General features: G+C 72.0%; 24 protein-coding genes. 9 read left to right on the forward strand and 15 right to left on the reverse strand.

Going from position 1 to position 23,068, the window contains the following annotated elements:
• Positions 1 to 18 precede the first annotated feature (18 nt).
• The 6 genes from ABFX81_RS07470 to ABFX81_RS07495 form a co-directional block, all read right to left on the reverse strand.
• The gene (locus ABFX81_RS07470; protein WP_346137801.1) at positions 19 to 780 is read right to left on the reverse strand and encodes an ABC transporter permease; all 762 of its coding nucleotides are present in this window, start codon (positions 778 to 780) and stop codon (positions 19 to 21) included.
• Complete coding sequence (locus ABFX81_RS07475) at positions 777 to 1,727, reverse strand: ATP-binding cassette domain-containing protein (protein ID WP_346137802.1); 951 nt, start codon at positions 1,725 to 1,727, stop codon at positions 777 to 779. The genes ABFX81_RS07470 and ABFX81_RS07475 overlap by 4 nt, the downstream gene beginning before the upstream one ends.
• A 73-nt stretch (positions 1,728 to 1,800) precedes the next feature.
• Positions 1,801 to 2,442, reverse strand: a complete 642-nt coding sequence (locus tag ABFX81_RS07480; protein ID WP_086847601.1) for a helix-turn-helix transcriptional regulator — start codon at positions 2,440 to 2,442, stop codon at positions 1,801 to 1,803.
• A 10-nt stretch (positions 2,443 to 2,452) separates the two neighbouring features.
• Positions 2,453 to 3,004 carry a DinB family protein gene (locus tag ABFX81_RS07485; RefSeq protein ID WP_086847603.1) on the reverse strand — a complete coding sequence of 184 codons (552 nt, stop codon included), beginning with the start codon at positions 3,002 to 3,004 and terminating at the stop codon, positions 2,453 to 2,455.
• Between the two features lie 107 nt (positions 3,005 to 3,111).
• Positions 3,112 to 4,575: an aldehyde dehydrogenase family protein gene (locus ABFX81_RS07490; RefSeq protein ID WP_086847605.1), complete on the reverse strand. Its 1,464-nt coding sequence runs from the start codon at positions 4,573 to 4,575 to the stop codon at positions 3,112 to 3,114.
• A gap of 90 nt (positions 4,576 to 4,665) precedes the next feature.
• Positions 4,666 to 5,490 (reverse strand): Scr1 family TA system antitoxin-like transcriptional regulator, encoded by an 825-nt coding sequence (locus ABFX81_RS07495; protein WP_086847631.1) that lies wholly within the window; start codon positions 5,488 to 5,490, stop codon positions 4,666 to 4,668.
• Between the two features lie 364 nt (positions 5,491 to 5,854).
• Here ABFX81_RS07495 and ABFX81_RS07500 point away from each other — a divergent pair, with 364 nt between their 5' ends.
• Positions 5,855 to 6,349: an ATP-binding protein gene (locus ABFX81_RS07500; RefSeq protein ID WP_346137803.1), complete on the forward strand. Its 495-nt coding sequence runs from the start codon at positions 5,855 to 5,857 to the stop codon at positions 6,347 to 6,349.
• Positions 6,350 to 6,442: 93 nt separating this feature from the next.
• Here the strand turns inward: ABFX81_RS07500 and ABFX81_RS07505 are convergent, their stop codons facing one another.
• The 5 genes from ABFX81_RS07505 to rpmG form a co-directional block, all read right to left on the reverse strand.
• Positions 6,443 to 6,661, reverse strand: a complete 219-nt coding sequence (locus ABFX81_RS07505) for a DUF397 domain-containing protein (RefSeq protein WP_086847633.1) — start codon at positions 6,659 to 6,661, stop codon at positions 6,443 to 6,445.
• 618 nt (positions 6,662 to 7,279) lie between these two features.
• Positions 7,280 to 7,513, reverse strand: coding sequence for a 30S ribosomal protein S18 (rpsR, locus tag ABFX81_RS07510; protein ID WP_020271512.1), 234 nt, complete (start codon positions 7,511 to 7,513; stop codon positions 7,280 to 7,282).
• Positions 7,514 to 7,519: 6 nt separating this feature from the next.
• Complete coding sequence (locus tag ABFX81_RS07515) at positions 7,520 to 8,749, reverse strand: GTP-binding protein (protein ID WP_086847609.1); 1,230 nt, start codon at positions 8,747 to 8,749, stop codon at positions 7,520 to 7,522.
• A gap of 4 nt (positions 8,750 to 8,753) precedes the next feature.
• Positions 8,754 to 9,002 carry a type B 50S ribosomal protein L31 gene (locus ABFX81_RS07520; protein WP_086847611.1) on the reverse strand — a complete coding sequence of 83 codons (249 nt, stop codon included), beginning with the start codon at positions 9,000 to 9,002 and terminating at the stop codon, positions 8,754 to 8,756.
• A gap of 3 nt (positions 9,003 to 9,005) precedes the next feature.
• Positions 9,006 to 9,170 (reverse strand): 50S ribosomal protein L33, encoded by a 165-nt coding sequence (gene rpmG / locus ABFX81_RS07525; RefSeq protein WP_010044249.1) that lies wholly within the window; start codon positions 9,168 to 9,170, stop codon positions 9,006 to 9,008.
• A gap of 63 nt (positions 9,171 to 9,233) precedes the next feature.
• Between rpmG and rpmB the strand changes: the two genes are divergently transcribed.
• The 4 genes from rpmB to ABFX81_RS07545 all read left to right on the forward strand — a co-directional run bounded on the left by rpmB (position 9,234) and on the right by ABFX81_RS07545 (position 11,183).
• Complete coding sequence (gene rpmB / locus ABFX81_RS07530; protein ID WP_059419095.1) at positions 9,234 to 9,470, forward strand: 50S ribosomal protein L28; 237 nt, start codon at positions 9,234 to 9,236, stop codon at positions 9,468 to 9,470.
• Positions 9,470 to 9,775, forward strand: coding sequence for a 30S ribosomal protein S14 (gene rpsN / locus ABFX81_RS07535; protein ID WP_086847613.1), 306 nt, complete (start codon positions 9,470 to 9,472; stop codon positions 9,773 to 9,775). The genes rpmB and rpsN overlap by 1 nt, the downstream gene beginning before the upstream one ends.
• 162 nt (positions 9,776 to 9,937) lie before the next feature.
• Complete coding sequence (locus ABFX81_RS07540; protein ID WP_428837148.1) at positions 9,938 to 10,480, forward strand: hypothetical protein; 543 nt, start codon at positions 9,938 to 9,940, stop codon at positions 10,478 to 10,480.
• Positions 10,481 to 10,643: 163 nt separating this feature from the next.
• Entirely contained in the window at positions 10,644 to 11,183 is a 540-nt protein-coding gene (locus tag ABFX81_RS07545; RefSeq protein WP_086847615.1) for a DUF4232 domain-containing protein, read from the forward strand.
• 7 nt (positions 11,184 to 11,190) lie between these two features.
• Here the strand turns inward: ABFX81_RS07545 and ABFX81_RS07550 are convergent, their stop codons facing one another.
• Complete coding sequence (locus tag ABFX81_RS07550) at positions 11,191 to 12,291, reverse strand: DUF2786 domain-containing protein (RefSeq protein WP_086847617.1); 1,101 nt, start codon at positions 12,289 to 12,291, stop codon at positions 11,191 to 11,193.
• A 108-nt stretch (positions 12,292 to 12,399) separates the two neighbouring features.
• On the opposite strand from ABFX81_RS07550, the gene ABFX81_RS07555 reads away from it, so the two are divergent.
• The 3 genes from ABFX81_RS07555 (at position 12,400) to ABFX81_RS07565 (ending at position 15,753) form a co-directional block, all read left to right on the forward strand.
• A complete protein-coding gene (locus ABFX81_RS07555) occupies positions 12,400 to 13,032 on the forward strand; it encodes a LysE family transporter (protein WP_086847619.1) in 633 nt (210 codons plus the stop codon).
• A gap of 59 nt (positions 13,033 to 13,091) precedes the next feature.
• Entirely contained in the window at positions 13,092 to 13,835 is a 744-nt protein-coding gene (locus tag ABFX81_RS07560; protein ID WP_346137805.1) for a Clp protease N-terminal domain-containing protein, read from the forward strand.
• 217 nt (positions 13,836 to 14,052) lie between these two features.
• Complete coding sequence (locus tag ABFX81_RS07565; RefSeq protein WP_086855017.1) at positions 14,053 to 15,753, forward strand: bifunctional 3'-5' exonuclease/DNA polymerase; 1,701 nt, start codon at positions 14,053 to 14,055, stop codon at positions 15,751 to 15,753.
• 18 nt (positions 15,754 to 15,771) lie between these two features.
• Here ABFX81_RS07565 and ABFX81_RS07570 read toward each other — a convergent pair whose 3' ends face one another.
• Together ABFX81_RS07570 and ABFX81_RS07575 are read right to left on the reverse strand one after the other, a co-directional pair.
• Positions 15,772 to 19,101 (reverse strand): AfsR/SARP family transcriptional regulator, encoded by a 3,330-nt coding sequence (locus ABFX81_RS07570; RefSeq protein ID WP_346137987.1) that lies wholly within the window; start codon positions 19,099 to 19,101, stop codon positions 15,772 to 15,774.
• Positions 19,102 to 19,508: 407 nt separating this feature from the next.
• On the reverse strand, positions 19,509 to 20,402 hold the full coding sequence (locus ABFX81_RS07575; protein WP_086851105.1) for a glycosyltransferase: 894 nt from the start codon (positions 20,400 to 20,402) through the stop codon (positions 19,509 to 19,511).
• Between the two features lie 207 nt (positions 20,403 to 20,609).
• Between ABFX81_RS07575 and ABFX81_RS07580 the strand changes: the two genes are divergently transcribed.
• Positions 20,610 to 21,491: a GyrI-like domain-containing protein gene (locus ABFX81_RS07580; RefSeq protein WP_086851103.1), complete on the forward strand. Its 882-nt coding sequence runs from the start codon at positions 20,610 to 20,612 to the stop codon at positions 21,489 to 21,491.
• 54 nt (positions 21,492 to 21,545) lie between these two features.
• On the opposite strand, the gene ABFX81_RS07585 is transcribed toward ABFX81_RS07580, so the two are convergent.
• Positions 21,546 to 23,009, reverse strand: coding sequence for an amino acid permease (locus ABFX81_RS07585; protein ID WP_086851111.1), 1,464 nt, complete (start codon positions 23,007 to 23,009; stop codon positions 21,546 to 21,548).
• Between the last annotated feature and the right edge of the window lie 59 nt (positions 23,010 to 23,068).

Below are 23,068 nucleotides of genomic sequence, written 5' to 3' on the forward strand. Positions count from 1 at the left end.
CGGCTCAGGGCTCCATCACTAGCGGCTCAGCCGCCCGAACCTCCGTACCGCCAGCGGGAAGAACACCGCCAGCAGGGCCAGGGGCCAGACGAGCGCCGCCCACACGTGCCCGGACTCCGCGCCGGGGGTGCCGAACAGGTCCCGTACGGCCGTGGCCGTGTGGGACATGGGGTTCCACTCGACGACCGTGCCGAGCCAGCCGGGCATGGTGTCGGGGAGGGCCAGGGCGTTGGAGAGGAAGCCGATGGGCCAGACCAGGATCTGCACGGCCTGGACCATCTCCGGCTTTCCGGCCACCAGCGCCAGGTAGATGCCGATCCACAACATGGCGAACCGGAACAGGAGCAGCAGGCCCACGGCTCCCAGGAAGGCCACCGGACCGCCGTGGACCCGCCAGCCGAGCGCGGCGCCCACAGCGATGAGCACCACCAGGGCCATCGCCGACTGGAGCATGTCGGCCGCCGAACGGCCCACCAGAACGGCCCCGTCGGCCATGGGCATCGAGCGGAAGCGGTCGATGACGCCCTTGTCGAGGTCCCGGGTGACGGCGATCATCGTGCCCTCCAGGCCGAAGGCCATGGTGAGCGCGAGCATGCCGGGGATCAGGTAGTCGCGGTACTCGCCGTTCACCCCCCGGCCGCCGCCGATCAGGTAGCCGAACATGAGCAGCAGCATCACCGGGAAGACGAGGTTGACGACCAGCTGGACCGGCTGCCGGGCCCAGCGGGCGAGTTCCCGGCGGGTCATGGTCCAGGAGTCGGTCAGGGCGTAGGCGGTCACACGGCCTCCTTCACTCGGCGGTCGTCCCCCGTGAGGTGCAGGAACACCTCGTCCAGCGTCGGGCGGCGCAGGGCGACGTCCTCGGCCTCGATGCCGGCCTCCTGGAGGGCCCGTACGACTCCGGAGAGCGCCTCCATGCGGTCGATCACCGGGGCGCTCAGCAGGCGGCGGTCGGTGTCGACGGTGACTCCGGTGAGCGGCAACAGGGCGACAGCCGCGCCCAGTTGGCCCGCCTCCCGCAGGACCACGTCGATACGGTCGCCGCCGGTCTCCGCCTTCAGCCCGTCCGCCGTGCCCTCGGCGATGACCCGGCCGGCGTCGACGACCGAGATGCGGTCGGCGAGCTGGTCGGCCTCCTCCAGGTACTGCGTGGTGAGCAGGACCGTCGTACCGCCGCCGACCAGGGAGCGGACGGAGTCCCAGACCTCCGCCCGGCCGCGCGGGTCGAGGCCGGTGGTCGGCTCGTCCAGGAACAGCAGCTCCGGTTCGGTGATCAGGGAAGCCGCGAGGTCCAGGCGGCGCCGCATGCCGCCGCTGTACTGCCGGACTGCCTTGCGGCCGGTGTCGGCCAGGTCGAAGCGCTCCAGGAGCTCGTCGGCACGCGCACGTGCCCGCCTCGCGCCCAGGTGGTGCAGCCGGCCGAACAGCTCCAGGTTCTGCCGCCCGCCCAGTTCCTCGTCGAGCGCGGCGTGCTGGCCGAGCAGGCCGATGCGCAGCCGTACGGTGTACGCCTCGCGCACCACGTCGTGCCCGGCCACCTCGATCCGGCCCGCGTCGGGTCGCAGCAGCGTGGACAGGATCCTCACCAGGGTGGTCTTGCCCGCGCCGTTCGGGCCGAGCACCCCGTGCACCGTGCCGCGCGCGACCCGCAGGTCGAGCCCGTCCAGCGCCTTCTTGTCGCCGTAACTCTTCTCCGCGCCTTCGACGGTGATCGCCGTGTCGGCCAAAGGGACTCCCTCGCTAGTCAAACTTGACTACAGGCACGAAGGTAACCCGCGGCCCTTCATTCGTCAAATTTGATTAGCGGTCGTCCCCGGGGTGCCGCTCCCCCGTCGCGTACGGGTTCTCCGCGCCCTCGGCCAGTACGCCGACGAACGGGTCGCCCTCGTCGGCGAAGGTGTAGGCACCGCCCTCGATGCGCTCGATGAGACCGTGGGTCCACTCGGCCTCGGAGTCGGCCGTGTGGACCCACATGTTCATGATCTCGCCGATGTGGCCCAGCTGCCCGGGCCCCTCCTCGGGGACGTAGTGCTCCAGGACGGAGGCCCGCCACTGCTCGATCCGCAGGGTGCGCTCCTTCAGCAGCGCGACCGCCTCCGCCCGCGGCAGGTCGACGACGAAGCCGACGGCGGCCGTCTTCACGTCCCCCCGCTGGTCGTACGTGACCAGCGCCTCGCGCAGCAGCCGGAAGTACTCCTCGGTCCCCTGCCCGGTGAGCTCGTACTCCGTGCGCGGCGGGCCGCCGGCCGTCGAGGGGGCGACCTCGTGCGCGTGCAGCAGCCCTTGCTTCGCCATCTGCTTCAGGGCGTGGTAGATCGAGCCGGGCTTGGCGCTGGACCACTCGTGCGCGCCCCAGTACTCCAGGTCGTTGCGCACCTGGTAGCCGTGGGCGCGGCCGTGCATACGGACCGCGCCGAGCACAAGGAGACGGATCGCTGACATGCGGTCCAGATTAGGACCCGGCCGCCACCTGGTGTTCCGCGGCCACCAGCTCGAAGGCCGTCGCGCCGTCCAGCGACTGGCGGATGATGTCGGCGTGGCCGGCGTGCCGGGCCGTCTCGCGGATCAGGTGCAGGCACAGCCAGCGCATGGAGACCCGGCCGTCCGGCGGGAACCAGGGCTGGGGCGGCAGCGCGAAGGTGTCGTCGAGGCTCGGCACCGAGCGGATGAAGTCCTCCGTCTCCGCGGCGACCTTCTCCCAGTACGCCAGCTGTGACTCGACGGTCTCTCCCTCGACCAGCCTGAAGCACTCGTGCCAGTTGCTCTGGTCCCGCTCGACGGCCGGCGGCTCACCCTTGGCCAGGGAGACCCACATCTGCTCGACCTCGGCGACGTGCTTGACCAGCCCGGCGAGGGACAGCTCACTGGCGCTGGGACGGGAGCCCGCCTGTTCGTCGGTCAGTCCCAGCACCGCCCGCCGGATGCCGCCGCGCTGCTCCTCGATGAAGGAGAGCAGCGCTCCGCGCTCGTCGCCGTGTGCCTCCGCGGGAACGTGAGTGACCATGACCGCCGCCTTTCGCCGGATCCGGGGGCCTCTCCCCCGGCACAGACGAAGTTACGGGCCCTTGCGGTCAGGTTCTGTCCGCAAGGGCCCGCCGGGCCGTGGATGGTCTAGAACGGGAAGCCGCTCCGCCCGTGCTGCACGGAGATCCACTTCATCGTGGTGAAGGAGTCCAGCATCGTCTCGCCGTTGAGCCGGCCCAGGCCCGAGTGCTTCTCGCCGCCGAACGGGACGATCGGCTCGTCGTGGACGGTGCCGTCGTTCACGTGGAACATGCCGGTGTCGATCTGCTTGGCGAAGTTCACGCCGCGCTCGATGTCACCGGTGTGGACGGCGCCGCTCAGGCCGTACGGGGTGTCGTTGACGAGGCGTACGGCCTCCTCCTCGCCGTCGAACGGGACGAGGAAGGCGACCGGGCCGAAGACCTCCTGCCGCAGCAGGGCCGAGTCGGCGGGGAGGCCGGTCAGGACGGACGGCTCGACGAGGTTGTCGGTGCGCCCGCCGCGCACCAGGGCCGTGGCGCCCTCGGCGAGGGCCTGCTCGACCGCGCCCGCGACGGCGTCCGCCTGCGAGGAGTTGATGACCGGGCCGATGACGGTCTCCGGGTCGCGCGGGTCGCCCGCCTTGAGGGTCTTCACCTTGGCGACGAACTTCTCGGTGAACTCGTCGGCGACGGACCGGTCGACCAGGATGCGGTTGGCGGCCATGCAGACCTGCCCCTGATGGACGTACCGGCTGAAGACGGCCGCGTCGACCGCGTAGTCGATGTCGGCGTCGTCGAGGACCACCAGCGCGCTGTTGCCGCCGAGTTCGAGGACGGAGCGCTTGAACTGCCGGGCGCAGACGGTCGCCACGTGCCGGCCGACCTGGTCGGAGCCGGTGAAGGAGATGACCTTGGGCACCGGGTGCTCCAGGAAGGCGTCGCCGATCTCCGCGATGTCGGTGATGACGACGTTCAGCAGACCGCCGGGCAGCCCCGCGTCCTCGAAGATCTTCGCGACCAGGGAGCCGCCGACGATCGGCGTGTTCTGGTGCGGCTTGAGCACCACGGCGTTGCCGAGCGCGAGCGCCGGGGCGACGGACTTGATCGAGAGCAGGAACGGGAAGTTGAAGGGGCTGATCACGCCCACGACGCCGACCGGCACGCGGTAGACGCGGTTCTCCTTGCCGTCCACCGGCGAAGGGAGGATCCGGCCTTCGGGGCGCAGCGCCAGCTGGACCGCCTCGCGCAGGAACTCCTTGGCGAGGTGCAGTTCGAAGGCCGCCTTCAGACGCGTCCCGCCGAGCTCGGCGATGATCGCCTCGGATATCTCGGCCTCGCGCTCCTCGATGAGCCTCAGGGCCTTCTCGAAGACGCCGCGGCGGACGTAGGGGTTGGTCGCGGCCCACTGCTTCTGGGCCCGGGCGGCCGCCCGGTACGCCTGGTCGATCTCGTCGACGGTGGCTATCGTGATCGACGCCAGCTTCTCGTCGTCGTACGGGTTGAAGTCGATGATGTCCCAGGAACCGGTACCCGGGCGCCACTCACCGTCGATGTACTGCTGTGCAAGGTCGGTGAAGTAGGACGACGACATGTGATCCCTCGATCCCTAGCAGACCCTCGATCGCGCCTTCACGATCTGATCACACGTCATCGTACTGACGTTTAAGGCGAGTTGGAGGCTTCAGGAGAGTTGGAGGAGCCCCCGGAGAAGATCCCGGCTCTCCGAAGGGCCCGGGCTGTCGCTCTGGAGCTCCTTGAGCGCCTTCTCGTACTGGGCGACGTCCTCGGGCTTGTCCAGGTACAGCGCGCTGGTGAGCTGCTCCAGGTAGACGACGTCCGAGAGGTCGGATTCCGGGAAGCTGAGGATCGTGAACGCGCCACTTTCGCCGGAGTGGCCGCCGAGGCTGAACGGCACGACCTGGAGCCGCACGTTGGGCCGCTCGGAGACCTCGATGAGGTGCTGGAGCTGGCCCCGCATCACCTCGCGGTCGCCGTACGGGCGGCGCAGGGCGGCCTCGTCCAGGATGATGTGGAAGTCGGGCGCGCGCTCGTCGACGAGGTACTTCTGCCGCTCCAGGCGCAGTGCCACGCGCCGCTCGACATCGGCCTCGCTCGCGCCCTGCATGCCCCGCCGGACCACCGCGTGGGCGTACGCCTCGGTCTGGAGCAGGCCGTGCACGAACTGCACCTCGTACGCCCGGATCAGCGAGGCGGCGCCCTCCAGGCCGACGTAGGTGGGGAACCAGCTCGGCAGCACGTCCGAGTAACTGTGCCACCAGCCCGCGACGTTGGCCTCCTTGGCCAGGGACAGCAGGGAGGCGCGCTCCTGCTCGTCCGTGATGCCGTACAGCGTCAGCAGGTCCTCGACGTCTCTGGTCTTGAAGCTCACCCGGCCCAACTCCATCCGGCTGATCTTCGACTCGGAGGCGCGGATCGAATAGCCCGCCGCCTCGCGCGTGATGCCCCGCGCCTCACGCAGTCGCCTGAGTTGTGATCCGAGCAGCATGCGCCGCACCACCGATCCCGGCTCTCCCGCGCTCACGTTCGCCAGCCTCCCCAACGTCTCCAGACGCCGAAGTCTGCCACTAAAACACTCCGAGCAGTACTCGTCCGGTTACGGAAACGGAATCGAGACAGGGGACGCACGCGCGCGGTTCCAAGAAAGAGGCAAGCGAACGGGCAGACAGGGCTGTGAAGATGACGGAAAAATTGACCAACAAGCGGTACGGGACGACTCATTCCGGTCACCTGCACGTGCATCTGCCCTTGCATCTGCTGTACGCATCCGAAACCATGGTCCCGCACCACCGCCGCATCGCACCGACCGCGAATTCCCGGGAGTGCCTCGCATGGGGACGAATGGATCGACCATGCTCGAGCCGTTACGGCAGGGCCTTCCGCCGCTGGATCCCGCGGCCGTGTCCGACGCCGCCTCCTGCGCTCTGCCCGCCCGCTACGAAGCGGTGCGCGAGGCACGGCGGTTCACCCGCAGGACACTCGACCAGTGGGACATGGGCGACCGTTTCGACGACGTCTGCCTGGTGGTCTCGGAGCTCGTCACCAACGCCCTGCGGCACGGCCTGCCGGCGAGCAGCCGGTGCGCCGCCGGTCACGAACCTCCCGTCCGGCTGCACCTGATGCGGTGGGCCGAGCGGCTGGTGTGCGCGGTGCGCGATCCCAGTCACGACAGTCCCGTCACCCGCGAGACCGACGACTTCTCGGCCGAGTCGGGCCGCGGGCTGTTCCTCGTCGACTCCTTCAGCGACAGCTGGGGCTGGCACCCGCTCGCGGGCGCGCTCGACGGCAAGGTGGTCTGGGCGCTGTTCCGGCTGCCGCGGCCCGGTTCGGGGCCGCACGCGGAATGAGGAACCGCGGCGCTTCCTGACGCCGCGGTTCTACGCGCGTCGCGGCGCGTTGAGTACCGATTGCCCCGTTTCGCGGAGGGGCCTGCCGGGGCGTCAGCCCCCCACCAGATGGTCGAACTCACCGTCCTTCACACCCAGCAGCATGGCCTCGATCTCCGCACGGGTGTAGACCAGCGCGGGACCGTCGGGGAAGCGCGAGTTGCGGACGGCCACGTCACCGCCCGGCAGCCGGGCGAACTCCACGCACGAGCCCTGCGAGTTGCTGTGCCGGCTCTTCTGCCAGGCCACACCGCGAAGCCTGGTGGCCGCCATACCGTTGTACACGTCGTGGTCCACAGGTCGCTCCCCGGTGGTGCACTGGCTGGTGTGGCCATTGATGCGGTGGTCAACTGACCCGGATCATAGCCCTGTTCATGTGCAGATGCATGGGCAGATGCACGTGCACGCGGGGTGGTCCTCCGGTTACAGCTTTGACGACTGCTTTACCGAAAGCCCTTGCCTGTTTTGACGGCCCTGCACCGCCGCTCGTTCCCCGGCACCTGCGACCAAGTCGGTGGGTTCGGCGGAGGTGTCGTGGAGGCGGAGCATCCGCTCGGCGGCCGGAACGGGTGCCGGGGCGGTGGCGGGGCCGGAGAAGCGGGAGCTGGGGCCTGGGGTCCGGCGCCTCGGGCAGGACCGTCCCGCCTCGATGCGGAAGACGGCCGCGGTAGGCGGGGACGGGGAGAAATGGGCCGTGCGGATGACCGTGAGGTCGTCCTCCGTGCCGGTACCGAGGTCGGACCATCGCCGGACAGGCAGTCGGCCACCCGGCCCTGACGGACCGCCCGGCGTGCGCCCCGCGCGGCCCCGCGACCAAAGCATGAGGTTCCCCACGCGTCAAGCGTGGGGAACCTCACCCGGGTCGGGGCGGTCGGCGGCCGGCGTACGGCCTCAGCGGCTGGCGTACGGCAGCAGCGCCATCTCGCGCGCGTTCTTGATCGCGCGGGCCAGCTGCCGCTGCTGCTGGGCCGACACGCGGGTGACCCGGCGGCTTCGGATCTTGCCGCGGTCGGAGATGAACTTCCGCAGCAGGTCGGTGTCCTTGTAGTCGATGTACTCGATCCCGGCCTGGTCCAACGGGTTGGGACGGTTCTTGACGGGCTTGCGGTCGATCTTGCGGGGCATGTCGGTTCAGACCTCCAGGAGGGTGTCGAAGGCGTGCGGCAGGCGCTGCCAGGCGTCGCGCCCGGCCGCGTACTCGGCGTCGGTCAGCAGGCAGGACTCCAGCAGCCGCTCCAGGCCGTCCCGGTCCAGGCCGGGGGAGGTGAAGACCAGGTGCTGGCCGCGGTCGCCGTGCTCGGGGTGCCAGTCCAGCGCCGCGGCGGCACGGCGCACCGGCGGGACCATCTCCCAGGCCGCGTCCGGCAGCGAGGCCAGCCACGGCCCCACGCTCTCCACGCAGAGCGCCCCGCCCGCCGCGTCCCAGTGGAACAGCGTGTCGGGCTTGTCGGCGAGCCAGAACCGGCCCCGGCTGCGGGCGGCCGCACAGGTCAGGTCCTCCAGGGCGGCGTAGAGCCGCTCCGGGTGGAAGGGGCGGCGCTGCTGCCAGACCAGGGTGGAGACGCCGTGCGCGTCGGCCTCGGCGGGGAACAGGGCGCAGGCCGGGTGCTGGGCGGACGCCGCCGACTCCACGTCGAAGCCGGCCAGGGCGGCCTCGGCCAGCGGCGAGGACGGGCGCCGCCGCGGGGGCGGCACGGTCAGGCCGCCGGCCGTGCCCTGCGCGAAGGCGTCGAACTCGGGTGCGCCCGCCGGGTCACCGTGGCCGATCGGGACCCGGCGGGCCGTCGGGTGCATCTGGGCGAGCAGTTCGCGGTCCTCGTCGTCGGCCTCCGGGGACTCCGCGATCGCGAGGACGGGGGCGTACTCCAGCTGGCGGGCGAAGGTGTCGGCGACCGTGCGCTGGTCGGTGGCGGCGGCGGCGAGACCGCCGTCGGCCAGGTCGTCGCCGTTGCCGAGGTAGGGCAGGACCAGGGCCGGGTCGACGGCGGTGATCACGCCCGTGACGGTGAGCCCGCCGGCCGTGACGACCTCCGCCATGGCCTTGGGCTCGACGGAGTCCCACAGCTCGACGACGGCCAGGGGCGTGCGTCCGGCTTCCGCGAGCCGCTCCAGCTCGGGGACCAGGTCCTCGCGCAGGGCGCAGCAGGCGCAGTCGTTGACGAGCGGCGCCTCCCCCGCGTCCAGGATGCCGGTGGCGTCCCGGACGGTCCGTACGACCGTGCCGGCCGCGGCCGTCGCCAGGTCGTGGTGGAGGGCGACGCTGCCGGGCACGTCGGCGAGCAGCTGCGCCACGGCCGCCTTGCGGGCGTCGGCGTGCAGCCCGCCGACGATCACGACGGAGAGCCCAGGAGGGACAGCCACGGGGTCAGCCCTTCTTTCCGTACCGGCGCTCGAAGCGCTCCACGCGTCCCGCGGTGTCCAGGACGCGGGCGGTGCCGGTGTAGAAGGGGTGGCTGACGTCGGAGATCTCGACGTCCACGACCGGGTAGGTGTTGCCGTCCTCCCACTCGATCGTCTTCTCGCTCGTCATCGTCGAGCGGGTGAGGAACGCGTAGTCCGCGGCGCGGTCGCGGAAGACGACGGGGCCGTAGTCCGGGTGGATTCCCTCGCGCATCGGTCAGCGCTCCTCTCGGAAGTCGACGTGGCGGCCGACGACCGGATCGAACTTGCGCAGGGTCAGTCGGTCCGGGTCGTTGCGACGGTTCTTGCGGGTCACGTAGGTGTAGCCGGTCCCGGCCGTGGACCGGAGCTTGATGACCGGCCGGAGTTCATTGCGTGCCATGCCGCTATGCTACTGAAAATGAATTCCATTTACATCTCCTGAGTCAGAGAGGTACGTCACCGCATGTCCGCGCACTGCATGCTGACCGGCACCCAGCCCGGCTTCGGCAACCGCATCTCGCACTCCCACCGGCGCACGTCACGCCGGTTCGACCCCAACATCCAGACCAAGCGCTACTGGCTGCCGAGCGAGGGCCGGTACGTACGCCTGCGGCTGAGCGCCAGGGCGATCAAGACCATCGACACGATCGGAGTCGAGGCGGCCGTCGCCCGGATCCGCGCCCGGGGAGTGAAGGTCTGATGGCGAAGAAGAGCAAGATCGCGAAGAACGACAGGCGGCAGGAGATCGTCGCGCGGTACGCCGCCCGGCGGGCCGAGCTGAAGGAGATCATCCGGCGGCCGTCGTCCACGGACGCCGAACGGCTCGCCGCGCAGGCGGAACTGCGCAGGCAGCCGCGCGACGCCAGCGCCACGCGGGTGCGCAACCGGGACCAGGTGGACGGGCGGCCGCGCGGTTACTTCCGGACGTTCGGACTGTCCCGGGTGAGCCTGCGGGAGCAAGCGCACGCGGGATATCTGCCGGGGGTACGCAAGTCGTCCTGGTGAGCCCGGATTTTCCCGGCGCCGGGCCGGTAAGGGGCCCCTGGGGGCTGACCCCGGGGGCTCTTGACCGGCCCTGGTAGCTTGCTGCGGTCGTTCCGGCATGGGTCGGCGGGCTCCGGCCGGGGCCCTCGGCCGGCTACAGCTTGGGGGCTTGCAGTGACTTCGGTGATCTTCTCGCGTCGTCCGGGAGCATGTCGCCCGGGAGCGCGTCGGCGCGCTCGGTTCGTGGCGGCGGCCGCGGGCCTGGCGGGCGTGCTCGTGCTGTCCGCGTGCAGCGGTGACGGCGACTCCGGGGACGGCTCTGCGTCCAGCCCGGCCCCGTCCGCCACGGCGTCCACCGGAGCGGGCGGCGACTCCGGCTCCGGTTCGACGTCCGGTTCCGGCGGGTCGGACGCCGGCGGCCTCCAGGGCAGCTGGCTCGCGACGACCGGCGGGAAGGCCGTGGCCCTGGTGATCACCGGCAAGCAGGCCGCGATCTTCGCCACCGGCGGCAGCGTCTGCACCGGCACCGCGGGCGAGGAGTCCGGGACGCGGATGATCCGCCTCAAGTGCACGGACGGCAACAAGGACCGGGCGACCGGCACGGTCGACTCCGTGAGCGGCAAGAGCCTCAAGGTCACCTGGGAGGGCGGCCTCGGCGCGGAGACGTACACCAAGGCCGAGGGCGGGAAGCTGCCGACCGGGCTGCCGACGGCGGGCCTCGGGTAGCGGGACCTCGAAGCGTACGGACGGGCCGTGATCACCTTCGGGCGCCGCGGCTGTCCGACTTTCGGGGGATTCGCAGGGGGTGGGCGCCCGTACCGCATCCGCGTGCGTGATGATCCAGGGGCCCGACCGAAGCCGCTCACGCTCATCACGCTCAGAGGACCCCATGCGCACCTTGCCCCTCACCCTGGCAGCCGCCCTCGCCGCCACGCTCATGCTGACCGCCTGCGACGACGGCAAGACCGGCGACGACGACGCGAAGAACGCTGATCCGGCGAACGGTTCGGCCTGCGCGATCGGCGACCTGGGCGTGGAAGTCGGGGCCGGTGCCGCCCCGGCCGCCGGGGACACCGGCAACGTCACCGTCACGCTCACCAACCAGGGCGCGCAGTGCACCCTGAAGGGCTTCCCCTCCGTCGACCTCGCGGCCGAGGACGGCACGACGTCCGTGTCCCCGGAGGAAGGCGCGAAGGCCCAGCCGCTCACACTGGGGAAGGGCGGCACCACGTCCTTCACGATCACCTATGTCCGGGGCGAGGCCGGCTCCGCGAAGAGCCTTGCCGTACGGAAGGCGTCCTTCACCCTGCCCGGCGCCCCCGAGGACGCGCACGACCTGACGTGGTCGTACGGCGAGGTCGCCCGGAGGGACGGGAGCGGCGGCGGGGCGCAGGCCTCGGTGAGCGGCTTCGAGTCCTCGGGCGACTGACGGCAGGTCAGCGCAGCGGCGGGCGGTGTCCGACCTGGGCGCGGTCCGCCGCCTGCGCGCCCTCCGTCCAGCCCGCCGCGTCACGCACACCGCGCAGGCGGGTCGTGGTCGTCTCCGGGAACATCGAGTCCAGCCGGCCGGTGACCGCCACGTCGCGGGAGGCGAGGACCGGGAGCAGGTCCTCCGTCACCTGGGTCTCGGCGGCTGCCGCCAGGCGGGTGCCGATGCGGTGGGCGTAGGCCGCGAGGAAGGACTGCCGGAACGTCTTGGTGCGCTTGCGGCCGGCCGCACGCTGAGCGGCTTCCGCCTTCGTCATCGCGGTCGTGGCCTGCACCAGGAGTGAGGTGTAGAGGAGTTCGACCGCTTCCAGGTCGGTTTCGAAGCCGACGACGGTGGAGAAGCCGAGGGGCTCGTTCCACACCGCCCGGCAGTGGTTGGCGGCGGCGACGGCGTCCAGCAGCACCGCCTTGGCCTGCTCGTACGGCGGTTCGACACCGATCCGGCAGGCCCCGGGCGTCTCGGGCGAGGGTGCCCGGGCCGCGAGCAGCGCCTCGTCGACACTGTGCCGGGCCATCAGCTCCTGCGCCTTGGCACTGAGCGCCTCCGCCTCCTCCGGGAACCCGGTGGCCTCCGCCTTGGCGAGCAGGGCGCGGATCCGGCCGAGCATCTTGGACTCGGTCCTCGGCTCCCCGGTCGACTCGTCCAGGGACTCGAGCGCGGGCAGGCGCAGCAGCAGGCGGTACAGCTCCAGCACGGCGGTGGCGTACGAGAAGCGGTCGGTGCGGGGCGGGGCTTCGGCGGGGAGTTCCGCGAGCTGCGCGCTCCAGCGGCGGCCGCGCGGACGGTCGTGCGGCGCCTGTGCCCGGATCAGCTCCGTGACGAGGCGTACGTGTACGTCGTCCAGCTCCCGCCGGACGGTGCGTACGACATCGGCCGGCTGCCAGCCGCGCCGCCAGGCCGTCGCCACGAACTCCTCACCGCGGCGGGCCAGTTCGGCGTCCGCCGCCGGGTCGGACGCGAGCAGGGACGCGCCGGCGTCGAGGGCCGTCTCGCTGGTGTCGTACAGGGCGGTCTCGAACGCGCGGTCGACGGTGGTGGGCGTACTCACGGGCCGATGGTGCCACGCCGGAGCGGACGGCCGGACATGCGCGACCTCGTACGTCTCACTCCCCGGAATTGGGTCATCCGCGCACGGCGGGGACTCGACCATGGCCGCATGGTGGACATGTCTCTGTACGCGGCGTTCCTCGTCGCCGCCTTCGCGCTCTGCATCACCCCCGGCCCGGACATGATGTTCATCGTGGCGATGGGCGGACGGGGCGGACCCACGGCCGGGGTGATGGCGGCGTTCGGGGTGGCGTGCGCGATGCTCGTGCACGCGGTCGCGGCGGCTCTCGGTCTGTCGGCCCTGTTCACGGCGTTGCCGACGCTGTACCACGTGCTGCGCTGGGCGGGCGCGGCCTATCTGCTCTACCTGGCGGTGAAGGCGTTCCGCGACCGTTCGGTGCCGGGCGAGGAGGGGACGGGCGCGGTCGGGCCGGGGATGAGGCGGGCGTTCTGGCAGGGCGCGATCACCAACCTGCTCAACCCCAAGGTGATCCTCTTCAACGTGGCGTTCCTGCCGCAGTTCGTGGACCCGTCGCTCGGTCATGTCCAGGGCCAGTTGCTGCTGCTCGGGGTCACGCTCGTGGTGATGGGCTTCTTGTGGGACGGCAGTGTCGGCCTGCTCGCGGGGAAGCTGTCGTCCCTTCTCAGGCGCAGTGCGCGGGTGAACCGCTGGCTGAACATCGTCTCCGGGACGGTGTTCACGGGGCTGGCGGTGCGGTTGGTGGCAACGTCCCCGAAGTAGCCGGGGCGGATGTCAACTCACGGTTGACACCCCTGGGGGCGCAACCTACGGTTGACACCATGACGACGAACCCCAACATCACGTCATCGTTCCGCCTCGACGACCTGATCGCGGCGATCAAGAAGGTGCACCAGGAACCCCTCGAACAGCTCCAGGACGCGGTGCTCGCCGCCGATCACCTCGGCGAGGTGGCCGACCACCTGATCGGCCACTTCGTGGACCAGGCCCGGCGGTCGGGCGCCTCCTGGACGGACATCGGCAAGAGCATGGGGGTCACCCGGCAGGCCGCGCAGAAGCGCTTCGTGCCGAAGGAGTCGGCGGACCTCGACCCGAGCCAGGGCTTCAACCGCTACACGCCCCGCGCCCGCAACACGGTGATGGCCGCGCACAACGAGGCCCGGTCCGCGCGCAACGCCGAGGGCCTACCCGAGCACCTCGTCCTCGGTCTGCTGGCCGAGCCCGACGGTCTCGCCGCGAAGGCGCTCGTCAAGCAGGGCGTCTCCCTCGACGCGGTCCGCGAGGCGGCGACCGCCGCACTGCCGCCGGCCGTCGAGGAGCCCCCGGAGCTCGTGCCGTACGGCCAGGCCGCCAAGAAGGTCCTGGAGCTCACGTTCCGCGAGGCGCTGCGCCTCGGCCACAACTACATCGGCACCGAGCACATCCTGCTCGCCCTGCTGGAGCACGAGAACGGCGAGGGCGTCCTCAGCGGCCTGGGCATCGGCAAGGAGCCGACCGAGCAGTACGTGTCCGGCGTGCTGGAGAAGATCGTGCAGGCGCAGAAGGACACGCCGGACGAGGCGTGAGACCGCCCGGGAGGGAACCGGGGTGGTGACCGGGAACCGGGGTGGCGACCGCGAACCGGGGGTGGTGACCGGGAACCGGGATGGCGACCGCGAACCGGGGGTGGTGACCGGGAACCGGGATGGCGACCGCGAACCGGGGGTGGTGACCGGGAACCGGGATGGCGACCGGCACGGCGGACCAGAGGGCACTGTCAGACCCCCCTGTCACACTCCCAGCATGACCGACCGGTGGGCTCTCGCTCCGGCCGAGGACGGTGGCGTGGACGTCGCCCCCCTCGGTCCGGACGGGCTGCCCGCCGGCCCGGTGCAGCGGGAGGCGGATCCCGCCGAGGCCGTCCGGAGCCGTCCCGGTGTCGCGCGGTGGGTGTGGCGGTCCACCGCCGAGGTCTACCCGCGCCTGCTCGCCACGGGGGTGCGAGCCGACCGGTGCTACGACATCGAGGCCGCCGAGACGCTCCTGCTCGGCCATGAGGGGCGGTACGGGGAACCACGCTCGGCCGCGGCCGCCCTGGCCCGGCTGCGCGGCGGCCCCGTACCGCCCGATCCGCCGCAGCGCTCCGCCGAACCGGGCTCCCAGTCCTCACTGTTCGAGCCGCAGGGCGTCCACCTGCCCCTGCCGGACCTCCTCGCGGTCTACGCCGAGCAGCAGCGGCGGCACGCACGGGCCGAGCACCCCGACCGGATGCGCCTGCTGACGGCCGCCGAGTCCGCGGGCATGCTGGTGGCCGCCGAGATGAACCGCGCCGGGCTGCCCTGGAGCACCGACGTGCACCGCGCGGTGCTGCACGACCTGCTGGGCGAGCGGTACGCGGGCGGCGGCGAACCACGCCGCCTGGCCGAACTCGCCGACGAGGTGTCCACCGCGTTCGGCCGCCGGGTCCGCCCCGACCTGCCGGCCGACGTGATCAAGGCCTTCGCGCAGGCCGGCATCAAGATCTCCTCGACCCGCCGGTGGGAGATCGAGTCCGTCGACCACCCGGCCGTGAAGCCCCTGATCGAGTACAAGAAGCTGTACCGCATCTGGGTCGCCCACGGCTGGTCCTGGCTCCAGGACTGGGTGCGCGAGGGCCGGTTCCGACCCGAGTTCCTGGCGGGCGGGACGGTGACCGGGCGGTGGGTGACCAATGGCGGGGGCGGACTCCAGATCCCCAAGGTGATCCGGCGGGCCGTGGTCGCCGACCCCGGCTGGCGGCTCGTCGTCGCCGACGCCGACCAGATGGAGCCGCGCGTCCTCGCCGCGATCTCCCGCGACCCCGGCCTGATGGAGGTGGCCGGCCGGGAGGCCGACCTGTACCAGTCCGTCTCCGACCGCGCCTTCTCCGGCGACCGCGACCAGGCCAAACTCGCCGTGCTCGGCGCCGTCTACGGCCAGACCTCCGGCGACGGCCTGAAGAACCTCGCCGCGCTCAGACGCCGCTTCCCGCGTGCGGTGGCGTACGTCGACGACGCGGCCCGCGCCGGCGAGGAGGGCCGGCTCGTACGGACGTGGCTCGGCCGGACCTGCCCGCCGGCGGCCCGGGGGACGGACGACGCGACCGAGGAGGCGGGCATCCCGGCCGCGTCGGCCGTTCCGGAGGACGACCCGTCCGACGGCGGACAGTGGGTCCCCGGTTACGCCTCCACCAACGCCCGCGCCCGCGGCCGCTTCGCCCGCAACTTCGTCGTCCAGGGCAGCGCCGCCGACTGGGCCCTGCTGCTGCTCGCCGCGCTGCGGAAGGCTTGCGCGGGCATGGCGGCCGAGCTGGTCTTCTTCCAGCACGACGAGGTGATCGTGCACTGCCCCGAGGAGGAGGCGGCCGCGGTCGTCACGGCGATCCGCGAGGCGGCGGCCCTGGCCGGGCGGCTGACCTTCGGGGAGACGCCGGTGCGGTTTCCGTTCACGACGGCGGTGGTGGAGTGCTATGCGGACGCCAAGTAGCTCGCCGAGCAGCCGGTGTCAGTCCGTGGGAGCGAGCAGCTCGCGGAGTTCCGTGACCACCGTGTGCTCGTCGGTCCCCTCCAGCGCCGCGAGAGCCGAGCGCCACTCCTCGTGCGCCTCGCCGAGGTGCCCCCGCTCGCTGAGCAGCAGCCCGTGCTGGTGGCGGGCGAGGGCGCCGGTGTAGCGGTCGGCACGGGCGTCGGCCCGGTCCAGCAGCTCGGCGCACTCACGGGCGGCCCGCTCGGTGCGGCCCAGCAGACGCAGAGCGCGGACGTGACCGAGCCGGGTCTGGGACTCGCCGTGCCAGTCGCCGTGACCGCCGAGAATGCGCAGGCTCTCCTCGAAGTGCGGGAGGGCGGCGGCCGGTTCGCCGAGCCGCAGATGGGCGTATCCGATGTTGCAGTGCGCGGTGTGCCGCACGATCACGGCGCCGATCTCGTCCCCCAGGGCGAGCGAACGCCGGTGCTGCTCGATGGCGGCCCGCGGGTCGGTGTGCTCGTAGAGGTTGCCGAGGTGGCTGTGGGTGACGGCCTCGCCGTACGGGTCGTTCAGCCGCCGTGCGTACTCCAGGCTCCGGGTCAGCGCCTCGCCTGCCTCGGCGTACCGGCCGAGCCCGTCGAGCAGCAGACCGCGGTTGTTGAGGCAGCGGCGGATCCAGGACGGGTCGTCGAGCCGTCGCCAGATGGCCAGCGCACGGTCGTTGAGGCCGAGGGCGTCGTTGTGGCGGCCGGTCAGGAAGTGCAGTCCGGCGAGGTCGACCAGCGCGTACGCCTCCGCCGCCTCGTCCCCGAGCCGCCGCGCCACGCCGAGGCCGGCCCGGCCGAGCACCTCCATCTCGGCGACGCGGCCCCTGCGGTGCGCGTAGGGGAGGATCAGCCGCACGAGGGTGGAGACGAGGCCCGCGTGCTGCCGGCACGGGTCGTCCGCGTGCCGCTCGACCAGGGTGACGACGTTCGTCAGCTCCCTGTCGCCCCAGGCGAAGGCCTCCTCGGGGCTGCCGAAGGGGGCGAAGGTGTCGACGTGCGCCGCGTGACCGGGCGGCTGGGACGCGGTGGGGCGGCGGCGGTCGTCCTGGTCGGGTCCGGGCTCGACGATCGCGACGAGCAGCCGCTCGGCGACCGCGGCGTACCAGCGCAGGGCGGTCTCGGCGGCCCAGGAGTCCTCGCCTTCCCGTAACCAGGCCAGGTCGCAGGCGGTCTCGGAGGGTTGTCGGGCGTCGTCCGCGTCCTGCCTTCCGGCGGGTTCGCGAGCAGTGTCGGTGCCGTCCCTCTCCCGCCTTCCGGCCGGTTCGCGAGCAGCCCCGGTGCCGTCCGCCTCCCGCCCTCCGGCCGGTTCGCGAGCAGCCCCGGTGCCGTCCGCCTCCCGCCCTCCGGCCGGTTCGCGAGCAGCGCCGGTGCCGTCCGCCTCCCGCCCTCCGGCCGGTTCGCGAGCAGCGCCGGTGCCGTCCGCCTCCCGCCCTCCGCCAGAGCCGCCGGTGGCCTCAACGCCCCACCCTCCGGCCAGCTCACGGGCGAAGTCGCGGACGAGGTCGTGGGGCGCGTAGCGGCCGTAGGCCGGCTCCTGGAGCAGGGCCACGTCGACGAGACGGTCCAGGGCGGCCTCGGTGCGGAGTTCGCCGGTGCCGGTGAGGCGGGCGAGCAGGGGTGCGCCGTACGTGGGCAGATCGAGGGCGCCGATGCGACGGAGGACGAGGGCCGCGTCCCGGTCGGCCTCACGCTCGGAGCCCGCCAGCGCGTCGTGCGCGACGGCCAAGGAGCGGCGCACGCTCAGGTCGTCGTATTCGAGGTGCCGCAACCGCCCCTCCGTCTCGGCGAGTTGCCCGGCGAGGGCGTCCGGGGTGAGGGCCTGCCGGGCGGCGAGCCGCGCGGCGACGACGCGCAGGGCGAGGGGGAGGCGGCCGGTGAGCTCGACGAGGCGACGCGCGGCGTCGGAGCCGGCCAGTCCGGCCCGGCCCGAGGCCGCGACCAGGAGGGCCGCGCTCTCCTCGTCCGACAGCGGCCCGAGCGGAAAACGGGCGACCCCGTCGAGTGCGGTGAGCGGCGAACGGCTGGTGACGATCACCGCGCACCCGGCACCCCCCGGCAGCAGCGGCCGCACCTGCGCGGCGCTCGCGGCATCGTCCAGTACCAGGAGCGTGCGGGTCGGCGCGAGCAGCGAGCGCAGCAGAGCGGATGCCGCGTCGGGGAGGTCCGGAATGCGGCAGGGGTCGGCGCCGAGGTCACGCAGCAGCGCGGTGAGCGCCTGACCAGGGGTGAGAGGGGCCATGCCCGGGGTCGCACCGTGCAGGTCGAGGTAGAGCTGGCCGTCGGGGAAACGTTCCGCCATCTCGTGCGCGACGTGCAGCGCGAGCGCGCTCTTGCCGACGCCGGGCATGCCGCTGATGACGGCGGTGGCGGGGATCGTGGGGGGTGCCGAGTGCGCTCCGGGTGTCGTGAGAGTGCGGCGCAGGGAGTCGCGTACGGTGGCGCGTCCCGTGAAGTGCGCTGGTGCCGGGGGAAGTTGGGCAGGCGGCGGTTGAGCGGGCGAGGGTGGCCTGCCCACGACCCCCCGCAACACCTCCACATGCGCCTCCCGCACCCCGGGCCCCGGCTCGATGCCGAGCTGGTCGACCAGCCGGGTGCGCAGATCGCGGTGGACGGCCAGGGCCTCGGCCTGGCGGCCGGTGCGGTGCAGGGCGAGCATGAGCTGACGGTGGTACGTCTCCCGCAGCGGATACTCGGCGGTCAACGCCGCGAGCTCCGGTACGAGCTCGTCGAGACGCGGGCCGCCCAGCGCCAACTCGGCGTCGTAGCGCCACTCCAGGAGCAGCAGCCGTCCCTCCCGCAACCGCCGGGCGAAGGCGTACCCGCCCACCTCGGTCGGCAGCCCGGCGAGCGGCGCGCCCCTCCACAGGGCGAGCGCGGCGGCGCACTCACGCACGACGCGCTCCCAGTCCTGCCCGGCGTGCGCGGCACGCGCCGCGCCGACATGGGCGTCGAACACATGGACGTCCAGCTCGCCCTCGTCGACCCGCAGGACATACCCGGACGGTACGGTCCGCAGCCGTTCGGGATCGTCCAGCAACCGCCGCAACCGGGCTACGTGGTTGTGCAGCGAGGCCTGGGCGGAAACGGGCGGTGCCCCGCCCCACAGCACCTCCCTGAGCGACTCGACGGAGACGACCCGTCCGGCGTCGAGCAGCAACGCGGCCAGCAGCACACGGGACTTGGGACTTGCGACACCCCGGGCTTCGCTCCGGCCGCCCCCGCTGACGTCGTAGTACAGCACCGGCGGCCCGAGCAGCCCGAACCGCAGCCCGCTCCGCCCTTCGGAACCGTTCTCGCTGCCCGAGCAGGCAGATGCCCCCATCACGCCCCCGTCTCCCCGTGCCACCGCCCCTTGCCTTTGCCCTTGTGAGATCCCGTCCTTGACGAGTTTCCGCCCCCGGAGCAGCGGCTTTCCGCCGCCTTCGTCCTCGCGTTCCCCGCCGGAACAGCCCCGCACGGGCCGTCGTCCGTCATGGTTCGGCGACTTCACGCCAATGGGCGGGCGACGCAACGGAGAACCGTTGGCCACATGTTAGCCATCGGTTGGCAAACCCTGATGTGATCACTACGTCGGATCTGGCCCGGCGGCGCGCGCGTCTGGACGCGCAACTCGGGGGAGTGTCGCCGCCGCGGCCGGGTCCGGGTCCCGGTCGGCGGAGGTGAACGGCCGGGGCCCCACCAAGCTTCCGGCCACCGAGCGTGTGGCCACCCCGCGAACGCCCCTCGGCGTCAGATGACCGGCGGCCGTCCCAGCCGCGTGAGCCGCCACACCGTCCGCCAGCGCATGGGCCGCCGCTCACCCGCAGGCTCCCGTACACCTTCCACGAACCCGCCGAACCATGCCCGCAGCCCCGCCCGCGACCGGTTCCGCAGGAGGGTGAGCAGCACCCAGACGCCCAGGTGGACGGGCACGAGCGCGAACGGCAGCCGGCGGCGGGCCAGCCAGACCCGGTTGCGGGCGTTCACGCGGTAGTAGATGGCATGCCGGGCGGGCGAGGTCTTCGGGTGCTGGAGCAGCAGTTCGGGCGCGTACAGGATGCGCCAGCCCGCGTCGGCCGCGCGCCAGGCCAGGTCGGTCTCCTCGTGCGCGAAGAAGAACTCGGCGGGCCAGTCGCCGACCTCGTCGAGCATGGCCGTCCGCAGGGCGTGCCCGCCGCCGAGGAACCCGGTGACGTACCCGCCCCGCAGGGGGTCCGAGCTGCCGATCCGGGGCACGTGCCGCTGCTGCGTCTCGCCCAGCTCGTCGGCGATGCGGAAGCCGACGACGCCGAGCCGGTCGTCGGCGGCGTACAGCTCCCGCACGCGGCGCAGCACGTCGGCGTCGACGAGCAGCCCGTCGTCGTCCAGATCCACCACGACGTCGATGTCGCCGAACTCCCGCAGCCGCGCGAGGGCCGCGTTCCGCCCGCCGGGGCAGCCGAGGTTCTCGTCGAGTTCGATCGGGGTGACCTCGCCGGGCAGCGACAGCCGCCGGGCGAACTCGGGCAGCGGGCAGCCGTTGCCGACGATCACGATCCGCTCGGGCGGCACGTCCTGCTTGGCCACGGACCTCAGCAGGGCGTCGACCTCGTCGGGCCGGTTGCCCATGGTCACCACGGCGACGGCGATCCTGGGCGCCCCCATGTCCTCACCTCGTCCTGGTCGGCAACTGACGGTTGACGGGCGATGCTAGCCGTTCACGATAAGGACCCTCCAAGTACGCCTGCCGGACGGCGATGCGCCTACGTCGTTCAGCGGAGGCGGCACCCGACCGGAACGGGCACAGGATGTCGGGTGCGGCAGGGTGCCCGCTGCCTAGCGTGGTGATCACGAAAGAGGAAGGAACCGGGCGTGCTGGAGCGGCTCAACCAGGCGATGGAGCACATCGAGCGCCACCTCGACGAGTCCGTGGACGTCGCCGAGCTGGCGCGGATCGCGACCACGTCGGAGTACCACCTGCGCCGGATGTTCTCCGCGCTGGCAGGCATGCCCCTGTCGGAGTACATCCGGCGCAGGCGGCTGACGGTCGCGGGCGCGGAGGTGCTCGCGGGCGGCGAGACGCTGCTGGAGATCGCGGTGCGCTACGGCTACGGCTCGGGCGAGGCGTTCGCACGGGCGTTCCGCGCGATGCACGGCACAGGCCCGGGCGAGGCCCGGCGCACCGGCGCCGCGCTCGTCTCCCAGCCCCGGCTCACCTTCCGCCTCACCGTCGAAGGGAGCAGCAGCATGCAGTACCGAGTGGTGGACCGCCCGGCCTTCACGGTCGCCGGCTTCAAGACCCGTGTCCCGCTCGTGCACTCGGGCCCGAACCAGGCGATCATCGACTTCGTCCGGGGGCTCGGCAAACAGGCCCTGGAGCAGCTCGGAAAGCTCTCGGACCAGGAGCCGCACGGCATCGTCGCGGTCTGCGACGACCTGGACCCGAGCCGCGCCGAGGGCACCGAACTCGAGTACTACCAGGCGGTGCTCACCGCGGCGTCCGCCCCGTCGGACGTCCCCGCGGGCGTCACCACCCTGCCCGTCCCGTCCGGCACCTGGGCGGTCTTCACCACGTCCGGCCCGGCACCGCAGGCCATCCAGGAACTGTGGCGCGACGTGTTCACCGAGTGGTTCCCGTCCAACCCGTACCGCAGCCGCCCCGGCCCCGAGATCCTGCGCACCGACCTCTCGGCGGACGGCACGAAGGCGGACGCCGAGCTGTGGCTGCCGGTGGAACGGGAGTCCCCCCGCTGAACGCCGAACCCCGGGCCGGAGTCGATCCGGCCCGGGGTTCCAGCGGAGCCGGGGCTACCGCGGCGCGACCGGCTCCGCGGTGTCCTTCCGGCGGGACCGCTCCCGGACCAACGAGATCGCGATCACCACCGCGGCGACGAGCACCGAGAGCAGCACCTGGCTGCGGCCGCCGCCCTCCTTCTCATCGGTGAGCATGTAGAGGAGCACGAACCCGATCATCGCGATCGTCGCCCACGTCAGATAGGGGAACAGCCACATCCGGACGACGAGCTTCTCCGGGCTCTCGCGCAGAATGATCCCCCGCATCCGCAGCTGCGAGAAGCAGATGACCAGCCACACGAAGAGCGCTACGGCGCCCGAGGAGTTCAGCAGGAACTGGAAAACCGTGTCCGGCCACAGGTAGTTGAAGGCGACGGCCACGAAGCCGAAGACCACGGAGGCCAGGATCGCGGCCTGCGGGACACCTCGCGCGTTCGTCCGTACGAAGGACCGCGGGGCGTCGCCGCGCTGCCCGAGGGAGAAGGCCATCCGGGAGGCGGTGTAGAGGCCGGAGTTGAGACAGGACAGCACGGCGGTCAGCACGATGAAGTTCATGATCTCGCCGGCGTGCGGGATGCCGATCGAGTCGAGGGCCGCCACGTAGGAGCCCTTCTTCTCGATCGCGGGGTCGTTCCACGGCAGCAGGGCGACCACTACGAGGATCGAACCGACGTAGAAGACGCCGACCCGCCAGATCACGCTCCGGGTGGCCTTGGCCACCGCCCGCTGCGCGTCCGAGGACTCACCGGCGGCGAGGGTGACGATCTCGCTGCCCATGAAGGAGAAGACGACCAGCAGGATGCCGGTGAGGATCGCGCCCGGCCCGTTCGGCAGGAAGCCGCCGTGCTCGGTGAGGTTCCCGAATCCTGTCGCGGCATGGTCGGAGCCGGGCAGCACACCGAAGATGGCCAGCCCGCCGAGAACGATGAAGCCCGTGATGGCGACGACCTTGATGCCGGCGAACCAGAACTCGAACTCGCCGAAGGAGCCGACCGAGGCCAGGTTCGTGGCGGTGAGGACCGTCATCACGATCAGGGCCCAGGCCCACTGCGGTACGGCCGGTACCCATCCTTCCAGGATGACGGCGCCCGCGGTCGCCTCCACGGCGAGTACCACGACCCAGAAGAACCAGTACAGCCAGCCGATCGAGAACCCGGCCCAGCGGCCGAGCGCCCGGTCCGCGTAGGCCGAGAAGGACCCGGAGGTCGGGTTGGCCGCGGCCATCTCGCCGAGCATCCGCATCACGAAGACGACGAGGGCGCCGACCAGTGCGTAGGACACCAGGATGCCGGGCCCGGCGGCGGCGATACCGGAGGCGGAGCCCACGAAGAGACCGGCACCGATCACACCGCCGATGGCGATCATGGACAGATGGCGGTTCTTGAGACCGGCCTGAAGACCTGCCTGCTGCTCCGGAGGCTGACCACTGGTGGATCGAGCGGTATCAGGGGCCAGTGAATCGGGGGGACGTGTAGTCATGTCGACATCCATGGGGTCGTTGGGAGTGCCGTGCTGTGCGTCAGGAGGGACGGTCGGGG

The sequence above is a fragment of the Streptomyces coeruleofuscus genome, from assembly GCF_039532725.1.
GTDB lineage: Bacteria > Actinomycetota > Actinomycetes > Streptomycetales > Streptomycetaceae > Streptomyces > Streptomyces coeruleofuscus.